This window comes from Scopulibacillus cellulosilyticus (assembly GCF_042665295.1).
In the GTDB taxonomy this organism is placed as follows: domain Bacteria; phylum Bacillota; class Bacilli; order Bacillales; family Sporolactobacillaceae; genus Scopulibacillus_A; species Scopulibacillus_A cellulosilyticus.
In genome coordinates, this window is record NZ_JBHTCO010000014.1 from 95695 (window position 1) to 117466 (window position 21772).

Annotated in this window: 18 protein-coding genes; 15 read left to right on the forward strand and 3 right to left on the reverse strand. The window is 37.3% G+C overall.

What is annotated here, in order from left to right; genetic code table 11:
* The first annotated feature begins 35 nt into the window (after positions 1-35).
* The 5 genes from ACFQRG_RS11755 (at position 36) to ACFQRG_RS11775 (ending at position 8110) form a co-directional block, all read left to right on the forward strand.
* A complete protein-coding gene (locus tag ACFQRG_RS11755; RefSeq protein WP_380966144.1) occupies positions 36-941 on the forward strand; it encodes an AEC family transporter in 906 nt (301 codons plus the stop codon).
* A 446-nt stretch (positions 942-1387) separates the two neighbouring features.
* On the forward strand, positions 1388-3274 hold the full coding sequence (locus ACFQRG_RS11760; protein ID WP_380966145.1) for an amidase family protein: 1887 nt from the start codon (positions 1388-1390) through the stop codon (positions 3272-3274).
* A 554-nt stretch (positions 3275-3828) separates the two neighbouring features.
* Positions 3829-5067 (forward strand): ester cyclase, encoded by a 1239-nt coding sequence (locus tag ACFQRG_RS11765; RefSeq protein WP_380966146.1) that lies wholly within the window; start codon positions 3829-3831, stop codon positions 5065-5067.
* Positions 5068-5143: 76 nt separating this feature from the next.
* Complete coding sequence (gene hisD / locus ACFQRG_RS11770) at positions 5144-6427, forward strand: histidinol dehydrogenase (RefSeq protein WP_380966147.1); 1284 nt, start codon at positions 5144-5146, stop codon at positions 6425-6427.
* A 273-nt stretch (positions 6428-6700) separates the two neighbouring features.
* Entirely contained in the window at positions 6701-8110 is a 1410-nt protein-coding gene (locus tag ACFQRG_RS11775) for an amino acid permease (RefSeq protein ID WP_380966148.1), read from the forward strand.
* Between the two features lie 89 nt (positions 8111-8199).
* Here the strand turns inward: ACFQRG_RS11775 and rpsD are convergent, their stop codons facing one another.
* Together rpsD and ACFQRG_RS11785 are read right to left on the reverse strand one after the other, a co-directional pair.
* Positions 8200-8802, reverse strand: a complete 603-nt coding sequence (gene rpsD, locus ACFQRG_RS11780) for a 30S ribosomal protein S4 (RefSeq protein WP_380966149.1) — start codon at positions 8800-8802, stop codon at positions 8200-8202.
* A 233-nt stretch (positions 8803-9035) separates the two neighbouring features.
* The gene (locus ACFQRG_RS11785; protein WP_380966344.1) at positions 9036-9515 is read right to left on the reverse strand and encodes a GAF domain-containing protein; all 480 of its coding nucleotides are present in this window, start codon (positions 9513-9515) and stop codon (positions 9036-9038) included.
* Between the two features lie 144 nt (positions 9516-9659).
* On the opposite strand from ACFQRG_RS11785, the gene refZ reads away from it, so the two are divergent.
* The 7 genes from refZ to ACFQRG_RS11820 all read left to right on the forward strand — a co-directional run bounded on the left by refZ (position 9660) and on the right by ACFQRG_RS11820 (position 18863).
* Positions 9660-10334, forward strand: a complete 675-nt coding sequence (refZ, locus tag ACFQRG_RS11790; RefSeq protein WP_380966150.1) for a forespore capture DNA-binding protein RefZ — start codon at positions 9660-9662, stop codon at positions 10332-10334.
* Positions 10335-10683: 349 nt separating this feature from the next.
* Positions 10684-12360: a septation ring formation regulator EzrA gene (ezrA, locus tag ACFQRG_RS11795; protein WP_380966151.1), complete on the forward strand. Its 1677-nt coding sequence runs from the start codon at positions 10684-10686 to the stop codon at positions 12358-12360.
* A 172-nt stretch (positions 12361-12532) separates the two neighbouring features.
* Positions 12533-13675, forward strand: a complete 1143-nt coding sequence (locus ACFQRG_RS11800; protein WP_380966152.1) for a cysteine desulfurase family protein — start codon at positions 12533-12535, stop codon at positions 13673-13675.
* Positions 13676-13680: 5 nt separating this feature from the next.
* Positions 13681-14886, forward strand: a complete 1206-nt coding sequence (thiI, locus tag ACFQRG_RS11805) for a tRNA uracil 4-sulfurtransferase ThiI (RefSeq protein WP_380966153.1) — start codon at positions 13681-13683, stop codon at positions 14884-14886.
* Positions 14887-15173: 287 nt separating this feature from the next.
* Positions 15174-15380: a small, acid-soluble spore protein, alpha/beta type gene (locus ACFQRG_RS11810; protein ID WP_380966155.1), complete on the forward strand. Its 207-nt coding sequence runs from the start codon at positions 15174-15176 to the stop codon at positions 15378-15380.
* 169 nt (positions 15381-15549) lie between these two features.
* Positions 15550-17121, forward strand: a complete 1572-nt coding sequence (mbcS, locus tag ACFQRG_RS11815) for an acyl-CoA synthetase MbcS (RefSeq protein WP_380966156.1) — start codon at positions 15550-15552, stop codon at positions 17119-17121.
* Positions 17122-17264: 143 nt separating this feature from the next.
* Positions 17265-18863, forward strand: a complete 1599-nt coding sequence (locus ACFQRG_RS11820) for an amidohydrolase (RefSeq protein ID WP_380966157.1) — start codon at positions 17265-17267, stop codon at positions 18861-18863.
* A gap of 40 nt (positions 18864-18903) precedes the next feature.
* On the opposite strand, the gene ACFQRG_RS11825 is transcribed toward ACFQRG_RS11820, so the two are convergent.
* Positions 18904-19704: an NAD kinase gene (locus tag ACFQRG_RS11825; protein ID WP_380966345.1), complete on the reverse strand. Its 801-nt coding sequence runs from the start codon at positions 19702-19704 to the stop codon at positions 18904-18906.
* A 168-nt stretch (positions 19705-19872) separates the two neighbouring features.
* Between ACFQRG_RS11825 and ACFQRG_RS11830 the strand changes: the two genes are divergently transcribed.
* The 3 genes from ACFQRG_RS11830 (at position 19873) to tpx (ending at position 21646) form a co-directional block, all read left to right on the forward strand.
* The gene (locus ACFQRG_RS11830; RefSeq protein WP_380966347.1) at positions 19873-20517 is read left to right on the forward strand and encodes a DUF2953 domain-containing protein; all 645 of its coding nucleotides are present in this window, start codon (positions 19873-19875) and stop codon (positions 20515-20517) included.
* Entirely contained in the window at positions 20490-21041 is a 552-nt protein-coding gene (gene ytfJ, locus ACFQRG_RS11835) for a GerW family sporulation protein (protein WP_380966158.1), read from the forward strand. Before ACFQRG_RS11830 ends, ytfJ begins: the two co-directional genes overlap by 28 nt.
* A 107-nt stretch (positions 21042-21148) precedes the next feature.
* Positions 21149-21646 (forward strand): thiol peroxidase, encoded by a 498-nt coding sequence (gene tpx / locus ACFQRG_RS11840; RefSeq protein ID WP_380966159.1) that lies wholly within the window; start codon positions 21149-21151, stop codon positions 21644-21646.
* Positions 21647-21772 lie beyond the last annotated feature (126 nt).

A 21772-nucleotide genomic window follows, 5' to 3' on the forward strand; every position in this document is an offset into this window, starting at 1 on the left:
GTAAAAGTTAATAGTTTTTAAGAGAGGACATTGAAATGGAATTTATCGGACTATTGATACCAATATTTATGATCTTTGGTATCGGGTTTGTAGGACAAAAATTATTTGGTTTTGAAACAAAAAATTTATCAACTATGGCTCTGTATTTAATGTCGCCTTTCTTAGTTTTTCGAACGTTTTATAAAACACACTTTACGATTAATCATGTTTATATTCTTCTTTATGCGGTCGTTTTATGTGTGGTTCTCATTCTGATCGTTTTCGCCGTTGGTCTTATTAGAGGTTATACACAAAAGGAAATTTGCGGCATGATTCTTTCTTCAGTATTTATGAATAACGGAAATTATGGGACGCCATTAGTTTTATTCGCCTTTGGAAAACAAGCATTGAATTATGCGGTTGTGTTGATGATTGTTCAGCAGCTGGTTATGTCTACGGTAGGAATTTATTTTGCGGCGAGAGGCGGAGAACAAGGCAGCGGGGGATTCAGAACCGCTTTTAAATCTGTCATTAGAATGCCGATGGTCTATGCAGCAATCATCGGCGGGTTATTGAATATTTGTCATGTACCAATCGGGAAACCCATGGCAGATGGTGTTGGTATGGTTGCGGATGCGGCCATACCAACGATTATGATCATATTAGGAATGCAGTTGGCCAAAATTCCTCTGAAAAATGTTGTTTTAGAGAAGGTGTCTTATTCCTTGATTATCAGGTTAGTAATTTCGCCATTGATTGCATTGCTATTAACACTGATTTTACCTGTAGACTCAGCTTTAAAGCATATTATGATTCTTATGGCAGCAATGCCAAGTGCTGCTAATACAACAATGTTTGCGGTTCAGTTTAATACAGAAGTTGATTTTGTTTCAAGCTCAACGTTATTAAGCACTTGTTTAAGTGTCATTACTTTGCCGATTATTTTAATTCTTTTAAATTAATCCTTTCAAAATTAAGGGAACCTGTTATTGGAGAGTTTTTATTAAGAGGGCACGATTTACTTAATAACACGGCCAACATAGTTGCTCGCGCTTATAAGTATTTATTTTATCACAGGGTTTCAATCCTAGTGTTTTCCAATATTGCCCTGTCCGCTGTCAAGCGTTTTGGCACTCACTTGGAAAAGACTTTCATCGACTATTAATTATTACTATAACGTTAAAAACCGATTCCAAAAAAAGAAGAATCGGTTTCTTTATTAAATGTTAATTAAACCAAAAAATTTTTAATAATATCTTTCAAACAAAAAGAATCTCTTAGATAGAAATTGTTGTCATTATCTAATAGAACCAATTCCTAAAGTGTTTGAATATTTAATATTGACATTAAATATGATATTGGATAAAATGAAAACGTATTCAATAATGTTTTAAGAGGGAAGGAAAAAATGAAAGTAACAGTCAATGATATTGCAAGATTGGCCAATGTTTCACAAAGCACGGTGTCGCGAGTGCTGAATAACTATCCCCAAGTAAAAGAAGCAACGAGAAGAAAAGTTTTAGACGCCATAGAGGAATTGAAATTTACTCCCGATTCAGTTGCAAGAAGTATGGTAACCAATAAATCCAATACGATTGGCCTGATTGTAGGTGATATTTCCAATCCGTTTTTCGCAGAGTCAGCCAAGATTATGATACAACGGGCACAGGAAATGGGTTACGACATTATCATAAGTAATACCAATCATGTTGACAGCAACATGGATCACGCTGTACAAACACTTTTAAGTAAGCGTGTGGACGGGGTGATTATTTCATCGGTCAGCCGCAACAGCAAAACAGTAAAGGACCTTTATGATTCCGGCTTTCCAGTTATCTTGCATAACAGCACCGTTGAAGATACTGACTCGCATTATGTTGTTTTGGATAATAAGAAAGGCGCGCTTCTGGCGATGGAGCATCTTGTTCAATTGGGGCATAGAAAAATAGCCTTTATTGCAGGCCCGTCGAAATATTTTACGGTTGATCAGCGTTACGCCGGCTATCAAGAAGCACTAAAAAAATATAACCTTCCTTTCCGGCAATCGTTTGTATATGAAGGGGAATACTCACAAGAAGATGTTTATCGTTTTGTGAAAAAATTAATGGTCGAAAAAGAAACGCCAACTGCCTTTTTTGCGATTTCAGATCAAATGGCCTTAGCAATAATGGATGCTGCCGCAAGCATGGGATTAAAAATTCCTGAAAAACATGCACATGTTGTCCAAAAGCTTGAAACTGAAGGTGCCGTAAATATTGGGAAAAACAATATGTATGAATTTGGATTTGGTATTACCTCAGAAAATCCCTTTTTCGGAGATATTATAAATCCTTGGGATGCCAGTGTTACAGCCGGTGGTTCCAGCGGCGGTTCAGCTGTTGCTGTTGCAGCTAATCTTTGTATGGGCTCAATCGGAACAGATACAGCGGGCTCTATTCGGGTTCCTTCTTCATGCAATGGGGTTGTTGGATTAAAGCCGACGCACGATCTCATTAACACAAACGGCATTCTTTTATCTAATACAATTGACCATATTGGTCCAATTGCCCGAAATGTTGAAGACTTAGCTATTATTTTGGAAGCGATGACGAAGAAATCATTTGAAAAAAATTGTAATACCGACATAAGAGGAATGCGAGTTGGCGTACCTAAGCTATACTTTAATGAACGGCTTGATATCCATGTTGAAAATGTATATAAAGAAGCCTTAAGAAAATTAGAGAACTTAGGAGCAATTCTTATAGAAATTGATATACCTTTTGTTGAAGATCCTAGAGAAATTGCCCACGCTATATGTACTTCAGAGGTTGGTTATGTCCATAGAGATCTAATAAAGTCATCATTACACGAATATAGTGAAGGCGCTAAGGAGACATTTGATAAGAGTAAATCAATGTCTGCTCACGCTTACATTGATGGTTTAAACAAACGAAAGCAAATAACTAGTAAAATAACTCAGCTTTTTGAATATGTAGATATTCTGATAACGCCAACAATACCTGTCATTCCAACTGAAATAGGTCTAAAAGAGATAATGTTAGAAGGAGAGTTGGAATCTGTTGATGAATGTTTGATTCGATTTACCAGTTTATTTAATGTAACTGGTCATCCTGCGATTTCTATTCCTGGTGGTTTATTTAATAAAACCGTTCCAATTGGTCTTCAATTAATCGCAAACCATTATAGAGAAGATGTTCTAATTAAGACTGCATATTCGTATGAACAAGCCAACTTGTTAGATTTCTATAAAAAGAGAGAAGAAATGATGAGGACTGCCGTATCTTCAGCAAGATAGATATTTAGAGTACTTAAAAAGTACAAAGACTATGAAATTTATCCCTGATTCCATTGTAACATTGTACGGGTGGGTTTCTCAGATGCGATTTCATTTTAATCATTCCCGAAACTTAAACTAGTAAGCTTCAATATTACTGCTTTAAATAATTCTTACTAATTGGAATAATTTTAAGGGTAACAAATGAATGAATGCATTGACAATGGGAAACCCACCATTTATAATGGATTTGTATTAAGGAATACGTATTCAGTTATTTTTTCAAATTAGAAGGTGATTGTATATAAGGCTTTTTTATAAAACCTTTGAAATAGGCTGTTCGATCATACTAGCAAAAATATTGTTTACTTAACTTATTTAACTAATATAATGGAATCGTTTACAATTAATTTGCTTGAAAAGGCAGATGAGGTGAAACTTGTCAAATGTTGAATACGTATTCAACGTTTGAGTTTAGCGTTAAGTATATCGTTGGGATACAAGGTTTTAATAATAAAGAACGATGTCAAGTTAAGCTTATTAAATATTATTTATTTTAAAAGGATGGGTTCAGCATGGATAAAAAGAACAACAATAACTCTGAAATCATTGAGGAACAAAATAGCAGAAATATAGATAATGATAATAACAAAGCAACTTTCAAAAGTAATATTGTCTTTTACGCAGACAGTAAAGAGGTAAACAGCATTGATAATAAAGATGACCAAGATTACTTAAATATCAGCGACAGCGAAAAGAAAAAACAAAGCATGAAAGGTTTTGGCGATTATAACAATATTGTTGATTACATTGTAAAAATTACACGTCAAATATGGAAGGAAAAGGACATAGGCTTGATTTATGATACTTATAGTACTGGCGTTCAGGCTCACAAAGGTCTAATTAATAGTCATGGGGTAAATGAAGTGATTTCAGGCACATTGCAGACTCTTCATGCTTTTCCCGATAGAAAAGGTTTAGGGTGGAGTGTCATATGGTCCGGTAATGATAAAGATGGATTTTTTACTTCCCACCGCGGCAGATCAGTAGCGACAAATACAGGAGACAGTCTATATGGCCCTGCCACAGGAAAAAAAGTTATGTTTAGAACGACAGCCGATTGTTTAATCCATGAAAATAAGATTTATGAAGAATGGCTTGTGATGGATACTTATCACCTCGTTCAGCAATTGGGATATGATCCGGTTGAAGTGGCTAAGAAGCTTGCTAAAAGTACTCAAAAACTGGCACCTAACCTTCACTTTGGAAATCCGGAAACGGCTGAGGCAGGTCTTCCGCCACAAATTTATGTGCCAAAATCCAGTGAGTTTGAAATTGGCGACTTTATTCTCGAAATGTTTAATAAGATTTGGCAAAGGCGTTCCTTTAACTACGTGAGGAAATTTTACGAAGAAAATGCTGTTGTTCACTATGTGTGTAATAAGGACCTAGTTGGTTCTAACGAAATTCAAGGGATGTTTATCAGTTTATTTGCCTCTGTTCCAAATGGCAAAGTCTTGATTGACAGAGTGACCTGCAACAAAAAAGATTCAGAACAAGATTGGGATGTTGCAGTTCGTTGGAGAATTCAAGGTATGCATGAAGGACAAGGCTATTTCGGCAAGGCAAGCGGTAAACCGATTGAAATTTCGGGAATCAACCATTTAAGAATTAGAAATGAAAAAGTCGTAGAAGAATGGCTGTTATTTGATGGATTGGAAGTTTTAAGACAAATTTATTTGGATACTGACAATGAAGAGAACGATGAAAGTAATAAATATTTAGATGATGGCAATTTTACTGGGATATCTTAAGGGATTCCTTTGGAGAAGTAAATTAGTATTTTAATTAATGACCGACAAAATGTTTAAAAACAAGGAGCTAATGAAAATGGAATATTTAAAAAGGGCTGAGAGTCATGAACAAACATTTTCAGAAGAAGTTGAGAAAACGGTAAAAGAGATTATCTCTAATATAAAAGCTAACGGAGACGCTGCCGTTAAGGAATACGAGGAACGATTTAGTCAATCCGTACGCCCTCTTAGAGTAAGTGAAGAAGAAATTGAAAAAAGTATAAGTGAACTTCCCGAAAATGTAAAAGTATTAATCGACCGTGTGGTAGAAAGGATTTCAGCATTTGCAGAGGCGCAGCTTAATTGTATTTTACCTCTTGAGAAGGATTTCGGTTCAGGAATTCATATGGGGCACCGCATTATTCCGGTTGAAAAAGTAGGTGCATACATCCCGGGCGGACGTTTTCCTCTTCTATCATCGGGACCAATGGTTGTTGCTCCTGCAAAAGTAGCGGGTGCTAAACAAATAATCGCCTGCAGTCCTGCAAACTACAAAGGCGGCATTCACCCTGCAGTGCTTTATGGACTTAAACGCTCAGGTGCTACCGATATTTTTGCAATTGGAGGAGCTCAGGCCATTGCCGCCATGGCTTATGGGACTGAATCCGTGCCAGAAGTGGATGTTATCGGCGGACCTGGAAATCGCTTTGTAGCAGAAGCTAAACGCCAGGTGTTTGGCAAAGTTGGTATCGATTTGATTGCAGGACCTAGTGAGGTTCTCGTTTTTGCAGACGAAACCGCGGAACCAAAAAAATGTGCTGCTGACCTATTAGCACAGGCAGAACATGACCCTTATGCGCGTGCAATTATGGTATCAACCTCACGAACTATGGCTGAAGAAACAATTCAAGAGGTTGATCGCTTTCTGAAGGAATTCTCGTCCAACTCTCCAGCTCATGATTCATGGGCGAATATGGGAGAAGTTATTGTAGCTGAGACGTTAGAAGAAGGACTGGATATTTGCAATGATTATGCCATTGAACATCTTCATGTACATGTAAAAGATAGCCGAAGTCTTATGGATCGACTCCATAATTACGGATCTCTCTTCCTAAACTCTGACAGTTCAGTCGTATTCTCGGACAAGGTTTCTGGAACCAATCATACTTTACCGACTGATAGAGCTGCACGTTATACCGGAGGGCTTTGGGTTGGAAATTATGTTAAAGTGGTCACTCATCAAGAAATTACAGGCGCTGGTATTGAATTATTGGCAAGTCATGCCGCGGAACAATCTGAAATTGAAGGTTTAGAAGGCCATCATTTGTCAGCTGCATTGCGTTTAGCTGAGAACAATGTTACATCTAAGACAGGAAACTGATATAAGAGATTAAAAGATAAAGTTGGGAGAAATTCGTTGGTAAAATATAGCTTTAAAACGTCATTTATGCTTTATTGAAAGAATCTAATCCAAGTAATGAAATGTGCACATTTTAGCTTTCTAATATGGAAAATAAGTGTGTACATTTCTTTTTATAGAAAGCAGATAGTTAATACTGGGGAATAACGGAAAATAATATTTTAGAATCTATCGAAATAATTATCCGTTAAATTAAGTGAATTTTAGGATTAGAGAAATTTCCGTGCAAGAAGGGTGATGAGTGTGCCTGATCAACAAAAAAAGTTAAACAACGACCTTAAAACCCGCCATGTGACAATGATAGCTATTGGCGGAGTTATTGGCTCCGGTTTATTTGTCGGGAGCGGCGATATCATTAAATCGGCAGGGCCAAGTGCTATTTTATCTTATTTAATAGCTTGCTTGATTGTGGTTCTTGTCATGCGGATGCTGGGAGAAATGGCTGCTGTAAATCCCGATAGCGGCTCTTTTTCAACATATGCATATCAAGCCATTGGGCCGTGGGCCGGCTATACCATTGGCTGGTTATATTGGTTTAACTGGGTTATTATTATTGCAATTGAAGCCACGATAACAGGAACTATGATCCATGATTGGTTTCCATTAATACCTTCATGGGCTGGTACTTTGGCGCTGCCCGTTTTAATGACAATTACAAATATGTATTCGGTTAAATCTTATGGGGAATTTGAATATTGGATTTCCTTTATAAAAGTTATCACCATTATTGTATTTTTATGTTTGGGAATAGCTATGATATTTGGCATTGTGCCCGGTGTTAAGTCCCCAGGTATTTCTAATTTGACTGGAGATGGCGGTTTCATTCCAAAAGGATTTTTCCCTGTTCTTTTAAGCGTTGTCTTTATTATGTTCTCACTTTCAGGAAGTGAAGTTGCGGCAATTGCTGCAGGGGAGTCTGAAAATCCAAAGAAAAATGTTGTAAAAGCAATAAATAGTGTTGTTTGGCGTTTGCTCATTTTCTTTGTTTTTTCGGTAGCGATACTTGTTATTATTATTCCATGGAATGATACACAGGCACTTAAATATCCATATGCAAGTGTATTTAGAATGGCGAATATACCAGCGGCAGCTCAAATTGTAAATATTGTTGTCTTTAGTTCAGCGGTGTCTATTATCAATTCCGGGATCTATACCTCTTCACGTATGTTGTACTCCTTAGCCCAAAAGGGAGACGCGCCGAGTGTATTATTAAGATTAACGAAAAAAGGTGTACCGGTTTGGGCAGTATTGACTTGCGTCTTCTTTTCTTATGTTTGTACGATGTTTAAATTCTTGTCTCCAAATACTTTATATGTCTTTTTGGCAAACAGCTCAGGCGGCGTTACAATACTGATGTATTTATTTGTTGCTTTTTCTCATCTGCGAATGAGAAAAAAGGCAGAAAGAAATAATCCCGAATCTCTCAAAGTGAAGATGTGGTTATTTCCCTATTTAACTTATTTCACTATTATCATATTGCTTTTCATTTTTATTGCACAAGCCTTCATTGATTCTATGCGTTTGCAGTTCATTCTCACCTCATTAATAACAATTATTGCCGTTGGATCCTATTTATTATTTTATCAAAAGAAGAATAGAACTTTTATCGGGAAGGAAAAAGAGATTGATCAACATTCTTTGTAAAAACCAAGAACATTTTAGGAATATAAATAAATCAGTTGTGCCATAAAAAGTAAAACCCCGCAAATGCAAACATTTGCGGGGTTCCTCTATTAACGAGAGTAGAATTCGACGATAAGCGCTTCAGTGATTTCTGCAGGAAGTTCAGAACGTTCTGGAAGTCTGTTGAAAGTACCCTCTAATTTTTCTTCGTCGAATGTAAGGTATTCTGGTACGAAGCTGTTTACTTCAAGAGCTTCTTTAATGATGTCAAGGTTGCGGGATTTTTCTCTCACACCAATGACATCGCCAGTAGAAACGCGGTATGATGGAATATCTACGCGTTGACCGTTAACTGTAATATGGCCGTGATTAACAAGTTGACGGGCTTGATTGCGAGTACGTGCAAGGCCAAGACGGTAAACAAGGTTATCAAGGCGAGCTTCAAGTAAGATCATGAAGTTTTCACCGTGTACACCCTTCATTTTACCTGCTTGATCGAATAAACGGCGGAATTGTCTTTCGTTTAATCCGTACATAAAACGAAGCTTTTGCTTTTCTTGTAATTGCAAACCGTATTCAGATAGTTTCTTGCGTTGGTTTGGACCATGCTCTCCAGGAGCGTAAGGACGTTTTTCAAGTTCTTTGCCAGTTCCGGTTAAAGAAATGCCGTAACGGCGTGATTTTTTCCAAGATGGACCAGTATAGCGAGCCATAATATGACTCCTCCTTTGTCATTTTATTTGAGTTGCATAAAATGACAGAAAACCAATATCACAATATAGGCCATTTTGTTTTCATGCATCCTCGCTCGACAGTGAAAGTTACGCGATGCACCTCTATAATATAATGAGGAACAAAATGAAGAGGGTAATTCTATATGTGTATTGGGACGCTGTCTCATTTTACACAAATTCCATTATATATTGCGTGACATAAGCTGTCAAGCTTAGATGTAAGGCAGCAGTGTTTCAACAAATATCTCCAGGTAATGCTGATCCGTTTCCGTAAAACGGTTAATGATTGGGCTGTCAATGTCCAGGACGCCAATGAGATTGCCTTCCTTAATAATAGGTACAACGATTTCCGATTGGCTTGCGGCATCACAGGCAATATGACCCGGGAATTGGTTGACATCTTCGACTCGCATTGTTTTACCATTGCTTGCAGCCGTTCCGCAAACACCTTTTCCGTATGGAATACGAACGCATGCAGGCAGTCCCTGGAACGGACCGAGAACAAGTTCTTTTCCATCAAATAAATAAAAACCGACCCAATTTATTTTTTCTAAAAATTGATTAAGCAAGGCAGAAGCATTTGACAGATTTGCGATGCGATCAGGTTCATCTTCGACGAGAGCTTTCAGCTGTTTTATAACTAACTGATAGTTTTCATCTATCGTGCCATTGTACTGTGAGACAGAAAACATCATCATTCCTCCAAATTCACGTTTAAATAATAATATTTTATCAAAATATGATGAAAGTTTCAGTACAAATGTCGAGTTGTTTTTAGAGGAAAGGTATTTAAGCCCTAGAATGTTTAATATAGAGAACATTCGAGGTGATGAGCATTGAATATTAAGGAAAAAGGGCAAAAAACGAAAGATGAAGTGATTGAATCAGCAATTAGATTGTTTAATATGAACGGTTATAATGGAACTTCGGTTCGCGCCATTGCAACAGAAGCGGGTGTCAATGTTGCTCTTGTCTCGTATTATTTTGGCGGCAAAAAAGGTCTTTTGGAATATTTAATGTCATCTTTCTTGGAAGGTTACATTCATCACTTAGAACAAGCAATTACGGAAACAGAATTACCAGCAGCAGGTATTAATGAGCGTTTGCTGAAAATTGCTGATAAATTGATTCGCTATCAACAAGAATATTTTTATTTGGCACGTTTTGTACACAGGGAAATGACACTGGATTCGGTCTTAATAAGAGAATTGATGTCAACATATCTTATGAAGGAAAAGTATATGTTTGAAAAAGTTTTTGAAGCAGGCATTGAAACAGGGCAGATTAAGAACATGCCAATAGACTTATTGGTTATGCAGTTTCGCGACATGATTATAATGCCTTTCCTGCAGCCGCAGTATATTCGAAAAGTCTATTATATGCAGCCGAAAGACGACTATTTTCGCCGCAGTTATCTTACTTTTATTGATCATTGGACCAAACAAATACTAGTTGAGCAGCATCGCGGCCAAATAGTGAAATACCCAAGATTAAAGGCGGAGGCTACATGAGTTTATAAAGCAATAGACTAAAATGAAATAGATCACAGAACCGGGATATTTGACCCCGGTTCTTTTTTTGCCTCTAAAATTCTCCATGTTTAATTCAGCTTTCTTTATTCAGCTATTAGATAATTGTTTTTACCCTATTATACTGCAATTTTTTTGTTTAACGGTAAAGTTATAGATTAAACGTCAATTTTTGAGGTTTTATTAATAAAAATTTTGAAAATATCTTAGCAAATTGCTCATAAAATGGTATGATAAATAGTGCATAACTATCTGTTTTATCGTCAAACTTTGTTAAAATCATATATTATATGTTGGTTTTTGGAATAGGAAGAATGGAGGAAGCTTCCATATGTTTTATATCGTCTTGGGAATCATTATAATACTCATTCTTGCCGTTGGTTACGGCACTTGGATGAGGAGGAAAACATACAGCCAGATCGATAAGTATGAATCATGGAAAATAGACATTACAAATCGCCAAATCACAGAAGAAATTTCACGTGTGAAAGAATTAAACGTTATTGGTGAAACAGAGAAAAAATTTGAAAGCTGGCGTAAGATTTGGGATGATATTATCACAACTGAACTTCCTGGTGTTGAAACAATGCTGTTCAGTGCTGAGGAAGCAGCAGACAAATATCGTTTTGGACGCGCTTCGCAAATTTTAAAGACAGTACATGAGAAACTTGATCAGGTTGAATCAAGGATTGCGGCGATGTTAAAAGACCTTCACGAAGTTGTAGACAGCGAGCAGCAGAACAGGGAAGACATTGTTGAAGTCAATGAAGCATATCATCAAATCAAAAAAGATTTGATAACAAAGCGGAGTCAGTTAAAGGATGCTGCCCCTTATTTAGAAAATGCTGTTAACCAAATCAGCCAAGACTTAAAAAGCTTTCATGAAGAAAATGAAAATGGCAATTACATAAAAGCGAGAGATATTCTTCTTCAAATAAAAAATCAATTATCTGTCATTTTGAATAATATTGTGGAAATCCCAAGTTTGTATAAAGAAATTCAGATTAATTTGCCTCAACAGATTAAAGAACTTCATGAAGGATATCATGAAATGATTGAACAGGGTTACGTGCTGCGGCATCTGGATATCGAAAAACAGCTTCAGGAAATGGGAGAACAGCTTGCAATGTTCGAAAAAGATATAGAACAGGCTGAAATTAATGAGGCTTCTGAAGGTGTAAATAATATTCAAGAGCATTTGGATTGGTTATATCAACAATTGGAAAGAGAAGTATACAGCCGAAAACATCTTTTAGAAGCAGCACCGACATTGGAACAGGACTTAACTATTGTCCGGAAGAAAATAAACGAGCTGGATAAAGAAACTGAAGTTGTTCAACAAACTTATCAAATTGATAAAGATGATTTAAAAGTTCATGATGATATTGATCATGCCTATCTGCAACTTGAAAAAGACTTCAAAGAAGTAGATGAAGTATTAAAAGAAAAGAAGGAAGCTTTCAGTATTATTTTAGAAAAAGTAGAAGCTATGCGGGAGCAAGTAAGTGCATTGCGTGATTCAGCTGACGATTTCAAAGAAAAAATTAAGACTTTAAGAAAAGACGAGTTAGTGGCTAAAGAGTCGGTTCAGGATTTAAAACATAAATTACTGGAATCACGCAGGATTGTACAGAAAAGCAATTTGCCAGGTGTACCGCACTCTTATGCGACAATTCTTGAAGAAGCACAAGAGTCGTTATTAGAAGTCCATGAAAAACTTGATAAAAAGCCTCTTGAAATGGCAACGGTACAACAAGTGCTCGATGATGCCACCGATAAAGTTAATTACGTCCATGAGAAAACTCATGAAATGGTTAAAGCCTGCCAATTAGCAGAGTATTTGATCCAGTACGGCAATCGTTACCGAAATCGTGATCCGCGCGTCCGTGAAGAATTAATTAGGGCAGAAGAATATTTTAGAGATTACAATTATCAGGATGCCTTTGAAATTGCTTTATCGGTTATTAAACCATATGAGCCGGACGTATTAAAAAGATTTGAAGAATAAGAACCACTCCTGCATGTTAAGCAGGAGTGGTTTTTTAAAGGGATATCATGTGTTAAAATAAATTTCGCTGAGTACAAGATTTTTAAAAAGAATAATGAACAAAATAATATAATCTTGGCTATCGCTTTGAAAAAAACTCCCGAACCATGCCAAGATTTAAAGGAGTTTTTAAATGATTTATCTGGATAATAGTGCAACAACAAAGCCTTTGCCTGAAGTGTTAGACACTTTTCGGATTGTTTCCGAGAAATTTTTTGCTAATCCTTCTTCTATTCATAACCTTGGAAGTCTTTCTGAAGAAATGCTGAAAAAGTCAAGACATCAAGCTGCACAGCTCCTTGGCGTTAAAGACGACGAAATAACTTTTACATCCGGGGGAACTGAAGGGAATAATTTAGCTATTAAAGGTGCTGCATTTTCCTACCGTAATAGAGGCAAACATATCATCACGACAGAAATAGAGCATGCTTCGGGATATAATGCTTTTAAACAATTGGAGAATGAGGGCTTTGATGTTACTTATCTTCCTGTCAAACAGGACGGCAGAGTATCAGTTCAGGCTGTTAAAGATGCAATAAGAGAAGATACTATCCTTGTTTCGATGATTCATGTTAATAATGAAGTAGGAACCATTCAGCCTGTTCAAGAAATTGGTCATTATCTAAAATCCTTAAATAAGGTTTTATTTCATGTAGATCATGTTCAAGGCATCGGTAAGGTACCGCTTAACCTATCTGACAGCGGCATTGATATGTGTTCAATTTCGGGTCATAAATTCCACAGTCCAAAAGGAACAGGCTTATTATATGTGCGCCGCGGTGTTAATTTATCTCCGCTGTTTTCCGGCGGAAGCCAAGAGTTAAACCGCAGGGCAGGTACGGAAAATTTACCGGGTATTGCAGCTATGGTTAAGGCGCTGAGGCTGACCTTGGAAGAATATCAGCACCACTTGGGCAAACTTCAAGATTTGCAAAATAAAATGAGGACTGCGTTTAATACTAATGAACATATGATTGTTCACACACCTAGTGAGAATGCTGCACCTCATATTTTGAATGTGACGGTAAAAGGGATAAAATCAGAGGTTTTAGTCCATGCCCTTGAAGAAGAAGAAATATATGTATCGACCAAATCAGCCTGTTCCTCCAAAGAAGGCGGTGCAAGCCGGGTCCTGCTAGCAATGGGCGTTCCGGAAGACGAGGCGGCTCAGGCGATTCGGATTAGTTTATCATACCAAACTAAAGAAGATGAAATTAAAACTTTTATAGATACGCTTAATAAAAAAATAAAGCAATTGAAATTCGTAATGGGGTGACCTTGGTGATTTATGATTATTTGATCGTCCGATTTGGCGAGCTAACCTTAAAAGGGAAAAACAGGAATAAATTTATTGACCGGTTATATGTAACTGTTAAAGAGAAATTAAAGCCCTTTCCGCAACTTAAACTTAAAAGGCACTTTGATGATATAGAGATTCAGTTAAATAATGAGCCTATTCAACAAGTGACTGATGTATTAACGAAAATTTTTGGCATACAAACAATTCGCGCTGCCATTAAGGTTGAAAATGACTTAGAAAGTATAAAACAAGGCGCATTAAAAATTATTAAGAGTGAAGAGGCCAATATCAAGACATTTAAAATATCAGCTAAGCGAAAAAATAAAAAGTTTCCAACTGGATCTGATGAATTAAATCGTACACTTGGCGGACATATTTTAACAAATACAGAAGATATTAAAGTTGATGTCCATCAACCTGATATTAATCTCCGTGTTGAAGTCATGGAGCATGAAACAAGAATTTATGGAAAAGATTTTAAAGGAGCCGGGGGGCTGCCTGCAGGTTCAAGCGGCAAAGTTCTTCTAATGCTTTCCGGGGGGATTGACAGCCCGGTTGCCGGTTATTTGATGCAAAAGCGGGGCGCGGTGTTAGAGGCTATTCACTTCCACAGTCCCCCGTATACTAATGAGCGCGCCCGCCAAAAAGTTATTGACCTTACCGAAAAGTTAAATGATTTTGGAGGGCAAGTAAAACTTCATATTGTTCCATTTACTGATATTCAAATACAAATCAGGGATAAAATGCCTGATAATTATCGAATGACAATGATGAGAAGAATGATGCTTAGAATAGCCGAAAAGCTTGCAGAAAAACGCGGTGCGTTAGCTATAGCTACAGGTGAAAGCTTAGGACAAGTTGCCAGTCAAACGCTTGAAAGCATGAATACGATTAATGAAGTAACAAATTTACCTGTGCTAAGACCGCTTTTAACAATGGATAAAGTTGAAATTATCGATATTGCTCATAAAATTAATACCTATGATATTTCAATAAGGCCGTACGAAGATTGCTGTACACTGTTTTTGCCAAGCGCGCCAAAAACTAAACCTAACCGTGAACATGCGAATAAGTTTGAAATTGATTTCCCGATTAATGAATTGATTCAAGAAGCGATAGATGGAATAGAAACGATTGATCTCAGAGAACAAAATAATAAAACATCCTTAATGGATGAATTATTGTAAAGAAAACGATACTTCTTCGAATAAACTTCGGCGCAGGAACACCCACTATCATTTGAAACTTAAAATTGGCTTCTTCGTTGATTTTCAACATTGTAGCCAATTTATACTTCAACGTATAAAAAAAGCCAGCTTTAAATGAATTGCACCCCAATTATTAGACACAACTAACAATTGGAGGTGCAGTTTTTTATGGCTTTTTGTTTATTATTTTTCAATAATTACCAAGAAAATAATGAATTGAAAAGGCTTCAAAAGCAAAATATATACTCACAAGGAGGTGAGACAGAATGGCAAACAATAGCAATCAAATTCTTGTTCCTGGTGTTGAGCAAGCTCTTGATCAAATGAAAGTGGAAATTGCTCAAGAATTCGGTGTTCAACTTGGTGCTGATACTACTTCCCGTGCTAACGGTTCTGTTGGTGGTGAAATCACTAAACGTCTTGTAGCAGCTGCACAACAACAATTTGCTGGAGCTGGACATCCTCAAGCTTAACAAAAATCATATATCCATTGGCTAAAAGAGCGGCGGTTGCCGCTCTTATTTTGGTTCTATCATTATCTAGTTTTTTTATTTTTAAAGCTAGAATAAGCTGCTTCCTATCTTCAAAATATTATTATAATTATATATAATAAGATTAACCTTGAATTTAGGAGGAGTTATCATGGAAGATCTTATTGCTCCGGAAATCTATAACTTAACAGATGAAATTGAAGCGTTTGCTAGAGATCCCCAAAGAATAGCTTTGAAATTTGAAGATTTAAAGGGTGAAACGGCTGAGATTACCTATGCTGATTTGATTAAACGCTCAAATCAATTAGCTAACGGAATGCTCTCAAAAGGTTTAAAAAAAGGCGATCGTATTCTGATTATGATGCCCAGATCTATTGAAACATATATCGCTTATATAGCCAGCTTAAAATCCGGATTAGTCATTATACCATCATCAGAAATGCTGCGTGCCAAGGATTTATCATATCGAATACAACATGCTGAAGTAAAAGCCGTTTTAATTCATGATGATCTTGCGGATCGTGTGGACAAGCAGGATGAAAAGAACCTCCTATTAAAGGTGACAACCAGTCCGATTAATAAAACGGGATGGGTTACATTAGATGAGATAATGGAAAATCAATCAAAGGACCAAACACCGCAAATAGAAACCAGAAGTGATGATATGGCATTTATTTCTTATACATCCGGGACAACGGGCCAACCAAAAGGCGTTGTACATACCCATGGCTGGGCGTATGCTCACCTTCGTACTGCCTCAAACAGCTGGATGGATATCCAAATGGGCGACATGGTTTGGGCAACGGCGGGACCTGGTTGGCAAAAATGGCTTTGGAGCCCGTTTATTTCCACACTTGGGAGCGGAGCAACAGGCTTTGTATACCAAGGGCCGTTTGATCCTGAAGTTTATTTGAATTTATTGGATAAATATGAAATTAATGTTCTTTGCTGTACACCAACTGAGTATAGGCTGATGGCAAAAGTCGATAATCTATCTGCTTATCATCTTGGAAAATTAAGAAGCGCGGTTTCCGCTGGAGAACCATTAAACCGTGAAGTTATTGATATATTTAAGGAATACTTTGATATTGATGTTCGGGACGGTTATGGTCAGACAGAAAATACACTTCTGGTAGGGACTGTAAAAGGAATGGAGGCAAAACCCGGATCAATGGGGAAACCAACGCCAGGGAACTTAGTCGAAATCATTACCGAAGAAGGCGAAGCGGCTGATGTCGGTGAAATTGGCGATATTGCTGTACACCGCAGCACTCCGGCGTTATTTAAAGAATATTTTAAAGATCCGGAGCGTACAAAAGCGGCTTTTCGCGGTGATTATTATGTAACAGGAGACAAAGCTAAAAAGGACAAGGATGGATACTTTTGGTTTGAAGGACGCGGAGACGATATTATTATAAGCTCCGGCTATACAATTGGACCGTTTGAGGTTGAAGATGCTTTGGTTAAGCATTCAAAAGTAAAGGAATGTGCCGTTGTAGCAAGTCCGGATGAAATAAGAGGCAACATTGTCAAAGCATTTGTTATATTAAAAAATCCAGATGATGCATGTGAAAAGAATCTTGTTAAAGAATTACAAGATCATGTAAAAACTTTAACAGCACCGTATAAATATCCAAGAAAAATTGAATTTGTTAAAGATTTGCCAAAAACAACCTCAGGGAAGATCCGCAGAATAGAACTTAGGCAAAGGGAATCGATTTAAGTACGTGTTTAAAAAGAAGGACAAACAGGGCCGACACAACGAAGAAATTCGACAGTCATGTTTCCCGAACTTTTTGAACATCTTCTAAAAATGCCGATCATTGTATCGGCCTTTTCTCATGAAATCATAAAGGAGGGATAACTATGGGAACTCTCTGGCTTGGACGAGTTCGAACGATGGTAAATGAAAATGATGTACAAGAAGCCATTTATGTTGAAAATGGTTTGATAAAAGAGGTTGGAAAAGAAATTGTTCTTAAGAACAAATATAAATATAATATTGATCAAGTGATTAATATGCATTCTGATACTATTTTTCCAGGCTTCGTTGATAGTCATTTACATATTTTGGCTAATGGTCTTAAATTATCAAGACTTGATTTGTCGGGGGTAACATCCAGTGAGGAAATGATACAGCTGTTGGCTGAGCGGGTTAACGAAACCAAACCTAATCAATGGGTACTTGGAGACGCTTGGAATGAAAATAATTTCCCGGATAGAAAAATATTTCACCGAAGAGAATTAGACACGATTGCCCCGCACCACCCAATGGCATTGACTCGGGTATGTCAGCATGCAATTCTGGCAAATTCACTGGCTTTAGCCGAAGCGGGAATTGATCAGGACACCCCTGATCCGCCGGGAGGGATTATTGTTCGTGATGAGAATGGCATGCCGACGGGGTTATTGCTTGATCAAGCCAAATTTTTATTAACTGAAGTTATACCGCCGCTTACCGATGAGGAATTAGATCAAATATGCCAAACATCTATTGATTATTTGCTGTCTGTTGGATGTGTTGGCGGGCACAGTGAAGACCTGAACAGTTATGGCGGTTTTACCCGAACATTGAATACATATCAGCGGATTCTTAATCAAACAGATAGAAGGTTTCGTCTTAACTTATTAGTCCATCATGAAGTTGTGGATGATATGCATCATGCTGGATGGACAAGTGAATCAAAGATAGGTGATATTGAGTTTGGTGCAATGAAAATATTTTCTGACGGGGCCTATGGCGGAAGAACAGCACTATTAAGACATCCCTATAATGATGCACCGGAAACAAGCGGGGTTTGTATACATGAACCTGAAGAATTAAAACAATTGGTGCGCAAGGCCAGAGATTATCATATGGCGGTAGCGATTCATGCGATTGGCGACTTATCATTGCAATATGCTGTCGACGCTATAGAGGCCTATCCGCCGCCAAAAGGAAAGAGAGATCGTCTCATTCACGGCCAGCTTGTACCGGTTGATTTACGGCATCGTATTAAAAAGCTGCCTGTAACCATTGATATTCAACCTCAATTTGTTACATCCGACTTCCCTTGGGTTATTGAGCGGCTGGGGGAAAGCCGTATGCCGGATGCCTATGCATGGCGGACACTTATTAGCGAAGGGATAGTATGTGCCGGAGGATCAGATGCTCCGATTGAATTAGCAGATCCGATATTAGGGATATATGCTGCTGTCAGCAGAAAAAAAGCAGATGATAGCCACCAAGGCTATATCCCTGATCAAAAGTTGTCAGCTTACCAAGCCGTTCAGCTTTATACATACGGCAGCGCTCATGCAATAGATAAAGAAGAAAAAACAGGGAAAATCGCGCCCGGCTTCCAAGCGGATTTTACTATTTTAAATCAAGATCTTTTATCAATTGATCAAGAAGAAATATTAAATACAAAAGTTACTTCTACGGTTGTAGACAATCATATTGTATATCAAAGAAAAAGCGTTTGAATAGTTCAAACGCTTTACTCCTTTTATTGAGGACTTCTTTTTAAAGAAAACTTCTTTGCACTTTATGCCAAAAAGAATTATTTTTTAGTTTAACTGTTTTGATACGCCGTTCAGGTAAAGTTATTTTAATTTCCTCATTGGAACGGATGCTGTAGGCTTCATTATCTAAACCGATAATCGGGTAGCTGTTATCGCCTTTTTTAATTTTTAATATCAGTTCCTTATCATCATTAAGGACAAAAGATGATCCCAAAGTACGGAAGGTATTGTTATTAACTGAAGCAAGCTCGCTTACTTGCATGCATGGAAGCATTGGATCGATTAAAGCACCATTAACCGACTTATTATAACCGGAGGTTCCGGACGGTGTTGCAACGATAATGCCGTCACCTTTAAATGTTTCAAAATGGAGATCATTAATATATATTTCAGCAGTAATAACCTTTATTGTTGACGTTCTAATTGAGCATTCATTTAAGCAGTAGAATTCAGTATCCCCATCAATAACGACTGAAATAATTGGATATCTTCTAACCTCTATTTCCTCAAATTGCATAGCTTCAAGCATTTTTTCTTGTTCGTCGATATGAAAATCGCAGTATATACCCAGCTGCCCGGTACTGACACCAACATAGAGGCAATCATCGCGAAACCCGGTTTTTCTAATGGCTTGTAAAAAAGCGCCGTCTCCGCCAATGCTGGCAATAATATTCGCTTCTTCAGAGTTTTGAACCAAATTAAATCCTTGATTTACCGCGAATTCTTTTAGTCCATCCACCTTATCTTTGATTTGCTGTGTCTCTTTGTAAAAGAAATAAAGATTGTTTCTTAGTTCCATTATAAGAGCCTCCTCTTAGATATCAACTACTTTCATACTATCAGATTTGTATCTTGGCAGCATTAAAACCTGCTCCAAAGAAGTGACTAGTTTTATTATAACCTAAGAAAGGTTTAATTTTAAAAAACCGGGTGATAATGAGGATAACTAATAAGAGGTAGTGTGTTGTCTATGCTAATGACAGTAATGGTTATAATATTTTCCTTTATTTTACTGCTTATTATACTTTGGTTTTTTGCCTTTATATCAGTTGATTTTAAAGGATTTATCAACGAATGTAATATTGACGCGGAAATTACAGTGAAATTATGGGGCCTTACAATATTAAAAAAAACGTTAGATGATATTGATTTAAATTATTCCCCATTTAAAATGACATTAAAAAATGATAATGGACATGAACAAGCATCAATTAATAAAGAGGAGTTTAAATCTAGTTTTTCAAAAATCTTGTCAGGTTTCAAAATACTCGGAGATTTAAATCGACGATATCATATTCTTAAATGGTTTAAAGTTAAAAACTTAAGCTGGAAAACAAAAATAGGACTTGATGATGCATCTGTTACCGGTATTTCGGTCGGTGTTATTTGGATGATTAAGATTCAATTACTTAAGCTGGCTGATGATTGGCTGGTTTTAAAAAAAAATCCCGATATTGACGTTTCCCCAATTTATCAATCATTTGCGGCAGAATCTAAATTTTCGTGCATGATTTCTTTTAGGCTCGGGAAAGCTATCATCACAGGATATAGGATCGCGAAATATTGGAAAAGGAGGCATCATCCTGCATGTCAGAACATCCAATACAAGGCTTAATGAAAACAGCTTTAGAAAGCCTTCAAGAAATGACAGATGTTAATACAATTATTGGGGATCCCATTGAAACGCCGGACGGCAATGTCATATTAACTGTTTCAAAGGTTGGCTTTGGTTTTGCTGCCGGCGGGAGTGAATTTCAAGCAAATAATCAAAACAATAACAATAATGACAGCTACAGCGATCAGGAAAGCGGAAACCAGGGCAGTCAGCTTCCGTTTGGAGGCGGAAGCGGCGGCGGTGTCTCTATAACACCGATTGCTTTCTTAATTGTTGGACCATACGGTGTAAAAACGATTCATTTAGACAACAGCACACATTTATATGAAAAACTGCTTGATCTGGCACCGCAAGCTGTGGAAAAAATTCAGCAAATGGTATCTAATAATCATTCAAATAATCAGTCGGAACAATCTGGTTCCAATAACTCTCAAAACAGACAGCAGCAGCAACAACAACGCGGCGGGATGTCGATGAAGCAAAGAAGAAATAACGAACAGCAGCAAGATGATTTTTTTAACTAACTGATTTTCCTCTGTCAGTTAGTTTTTTTATAAGGAAGTTTGTTTGAATTTTATAGAGGGTATAAGTTATGATAAAAGCATACATAAATGATGAGGAGGAATTTAAATTGGCTAAAGTGACATTTAAGGGAAATCCGGTAACACTTGCAGGGGAAGAGGTTAAAGTCGGCGACCAAGCGCCTAACTTTACAGCGTTAGATAACAACCTTTCGGAAAAGTCGTTGAATAATTATAAAGGCGTTCGTATCATCAGCGTTGTACCTTCATTGGATACTGGCGTATGCGATGCACAAACACGACGTTTTAATGAAGAAGCGACTAAGCTTGATAATGTGTCAGTCATTACAATCAGCTGTGATTTGCCGTTTGCTCAAAAACGCTGGTGCGGCGCCAGCGGTCTTGAAAATGCGATAACGCTTTCAGACCATAGAGATCTCTCGTTTGGACAGGCGTATGGTGTTGTTATGAAAGAACTCAGACTTTTGGCAAGAGCTGTTTTTGTCATTGACAGCGATAACAAAGTGATTTATACAGAATATGTAAGTGAAGGAACCAATCATCCAGATTATGACAGCGCGCTTGAAGTTGCTAAAGGTGCGAAATAGTTTAAACATTCACTCCGGCGGGACATTCGTCGGAGTTTTCTTTTGCACGTTAGGTTTGTATAAATTGGCACAAAGTAGCTAATTCGGCGCAGGGGCCAATTTTAAGTACCAAGTATAAGAGCAACT